The organism is Massilia alkalitolerans DSM 17462, from assembly GCF_000427785.1.
In the GTDB taxonomy this organism is placed as follows: domain Bacteria; phylum Pseudomonadota; class Gammaproteobacteria; order Burkholderiales; family Burkholderiaceae_D; genus Telluria; species Telluria alkalitolerans.
The window spans coordinates 1-3,123 of record NZ_ATYR01000071.1; the positions used below are offsets into that span (position 1 = coordinate 1).

4 protein-coding genes are annotated in these 3,123 nt (G+C 60.7%); all 4 read left to right on the plus strand.

The window, feature by feature from the left end; translation table 11 throughout:
* The first annotated feature begins 125 nt into the window (after positions 1–125).
* Positions 126–632, plus strand: coding sequence for an RNA polymerase sigma factor (locus tag YWC_RS0126840; protein WP_027868096.1), 507 nt, complete (start codon positions 126–128; stop codon positions 630–632).
* The gene (locus tag YWC_RS0126845) at positions 629–1,426 is read left to right on the plus strand and encodes an anti-sigma factor family protein (RefSeq protein ID WP_027868097.1); all 798 of its coding nucleotides are present in this window, start codon (positions 629–631) and stop codon (positions 1,424–1,426) included. The genes YWC_RS0126840 and YWC_RS0126845 overlap by 4 nt, the downstream gene beginning before the upstream one ends.
* 5 nt (positions 1,427–1,431) lie before the next feature.
* A complete protein-coding gene (locus YWC_RS31175; RefSeq protein ID WP_051306793.1) occupies positions 1,432–1,875 on the plus strand; it encodes a DUF305 domain-containing protein in 444 nt (147 codons plus the stop codon).
* Between the two features lie 3 nt (positions 1,876–1,878).
* Positions 1,879–3,123 (plus strand): YVTN family beta-propeller repeat protein (locus YWC_RS0126855; RefSeq protein WP_036216416.1); only part of this gene is annotated, 1,245 nt, incomplete at its 3' end.

Genomic DNA, 3,123 nt, shown 5'->3' on the forward strand with positions numbered 1-3,123 from the left:
ACAGGTCAATGTGCGCTATGTGCTGACCTACCGCGATGGCAAGCTGGTCAACGAAACCTGGCAGATCGATCCGAAACTGACCGCAGCAGCTTATTGATTAATCGACCGATACTCCAGTGACATCCATGCCCAATTCGCGCGACCAGCTGCTGGCCTGCATTCCCCGTCTGCGCCGCTATGCGCGGGCATTGGTCGGCGATCGGGCCGGCGCCGACGACCTGGTGCAGGACACGGTCGAGCGCGGATGGGGGAGACTGGCGTCATGGGAGGGTGGTAGCGATATGCGCGCATGGTTGTTCAGCATCATGCACAACGTGCGTATCGACCAGGCGCGGCGGCCTTCAGTGCCGACGGAAGCGCTCAACGAGGAGACATCGATGGCACTAGCACCTGGCAGTCCTTCAAGCGGACTCGAACTGCGCGACATGGAAACGGCCTTGCGTGCGCTGCCAGAGGAACAGCGTGAAATCCTGCTGCTGGTGGCCTTGGAAGAAATGAGTTACGACGACGTCGCGCAAACGCTCAAGATTCCCATCGGTACGGTCATGTCGCGCCTGTCGCGCGCGCGTGAAAAAATGCGCGCGAATATGGAAGGGAGAGCGTACATCGCACCCTTGAAGGTGGTCAAATGAATACCCTACCCATCACGGAAGCCGAATTGCACGCCTTCGTCGACGGCAAGCTGCCTGCCGCGCGCCGACTCGAGGTCGACACCTATCTGGCGCAGCGCCCGGAAGAGGCGGAGCGACTGCGCGCCTATACAGCGCAAAACGATGAACTGCGCGCGCTTTTCAATCCCGTGCTCGACGAAGCGGTGCCGGAGCGCTTAAGCGCAGCGCGACCGCGCCAGTGGCAATGGCAGCGGCTGGTAGCCGGTCTTGCCATCGCCCTGTTCAGCGGCACGACAGGGTGGCTGCTGCATGGCCAGCAGGCAGGCGAGATTCAGTACGCCCAAGGTGATTCCATGCAGGCCAGGCCGGCGCTGTACGTTGCCGGCTTGGCCCATCAGGCCGCAATCGCCCACGTTGTCTATAGCCCGGATGTCAAGCGGCCGGTGGAAATCGGGGCTGACCAGGAAGAGCAGCTAGTGGCATGGCTGTCCAAACGCCTCGGCACGGCAATTCGGCCACCCCGGCTGGGCAAACTCGGCTACGAGCTGATCGGTGGTCGCCTGCTCCCTGGCGCCCAAGGCGCGGTGGCGCAGTTCATGTACCACGACGCGACCGGGCAGCGCCTCACCTTGTACGTGTCGACCGACCAGGCGCACAACAAGGACACAGGTTTTCGCTTCGCCCAGGAGGGACCGGTGAATGTGTTTTATTGGATCGACGGCAAATTCGGCTATGCGCTGTCGGCTGGAATTAACAAGGCCGAACTGGCGCGCGTTGCCACCGCCGTGTACGACCAACTGGAGAAACCGTCATGACCTTAATGAACCGTCCCTTGTACCTTCGACGCTTGGCCACGTTCGCCGTTGCCGCCCTGATTGGCGCTAGTGCTCTCGGACAGGCCATGGCCCACCATCATGGCCAGTCGCCAGCGGCAAAGCCCCCCGTATTTATCGCCAGCACGGCCAAGCCGTTTGCCGCGCTGACGGACGATGCCATGGCCGTCATGGATGACGGCATGAAGCGCGCGCCAATGAATGGCGTTGCGGAACATGATTTCGTGACGATGATGATTCCGCACCACCAGGGCGCCATCGACATGGCGAAAGCGCTCCTGCTCACCACCAAGGATCCTGAATTGCGCAACGTCGCCCAAGGCATCATCACGGAACAGCAAAACGAAATCAACATTATGCAGGCCTGGTTGCAGCGCTACCAATCGGCTCAGGCAAAAGTTGCTCCCACTTCGATCACCAAGAAAGAATAAATCATGCAACTCCGTCACTGCGTTTTCTCGTTGACCGTCAGCAGCCTGCTCACCGCCTCCGCGTTTGCCGCTCCTGGCGCGCAAGACCGCGTCTACACCGCTGACCAGAATACCAATACCGTTTCAGTGATCAACCCGGCGACCAATTTGCTGCTCGGCCAGATCAAACTGGGCAACCAGCGTCCCGACGTGTTGTCGCCGCTATACAAGGGCGAGATCAATGTGCACGGCCTGGGCTTTTCGCCCGACCACAAGACCCTGATTGCCATTTCAAACGGCTCTAACTCGGTGGCATTCATCGACACGGCGACCAACAAGGTCAAAGGAATCACCTATATCGGTCGCTCGCCCCATGAAGGGTTTTTCACTGCCGACGGCCGCGAAGTCTGGGCGGTGGTGCGCGGCGAAGACTACATCTCGGTGATCGACCCGGTCACCTTCAAGGAGAAAAAGCGGATCGAGACGACCGCCGGCCCCGGCATGGTGCAGTTCCTGCCGAACGGCAAGCTGGCGTTCGTCGTCTCCAGCTTCAATCCCGTGGTCGACGTGATCGACATGAAGTCGCACAAGGTCATCAAGCACATTAAGGTCGTCAGCCCGTTCTCGCCGTTCCTTCAGTTCACCCCTGATTTCAAGGAAATGTGGATGACGCACAAGGATGCCGGCAAAGTGACGCGCATCGATACTGCCAGCCTGGAAGTAAAGGGCGTCATCGATACCGGCTTCATTACCAACCACTTGGCGTTCGCGAAGACTGCGGCTGGCACCCGTGCTTACGTAACGATCGGCGGTGAGAATGTCGTCAAGGTGTACACCACCGACGCCACGCCGACGCTGGTTGCGACGATCCCTACCGGCGCGTTGCCCCACGGCATCTGGACCTCCGACGACGGCACACGTCTGTATGTGGGACTTGAAAACGGCGACGCGGTCGATGTCATCGACAGCGCCACCAACAAGGTGATTGCGCGCGCACCGGTCGGCCAGGCGCCGCAGGCACTGGTGTACGTTTCGAACGCCGTGCCGCACGGCGACGGCATGACCAACCTGGTCCCGCGCGCCAACAGCGAGCCAATCAACATTGCGCTTAAACCCGCTGCCGGCGAGGCCAAGGGATTCGTTGTGGCCCGTAACCTGGGCGTGGTGGACGCGCTGGAAGTGTCGCTGTTCAAACTCAAGCCGCAGACCGCGTACAGCGTGTACGTCACCGGCCAGGCCGCGCCGGTGGCCAGTTTCAAGACGAATCCG

Coding starts and splice junctions, on each gene's coding strand:
- YWC_RS0126840 (WP_027868096.1), top strand. CDS start 126: ATGCCCAATTCGCGCGACCAGCTGCTGGCCTGCATTCCCCGTCTGCGC.
- YWC_RS0126845 (WP_027868097.1), top strand. CDS start 629: ATGAATACCCTACCCATCACGGAAGCCGAATTGCACGCCTTCGTCGAC.
- YWC_RS31175 (WP_051306793.1), top strand. CDS start 1,432: ATGAACCGTCCCTTGTACCTTCGACGCTTGGCCACGTTCGCCGTTGCC.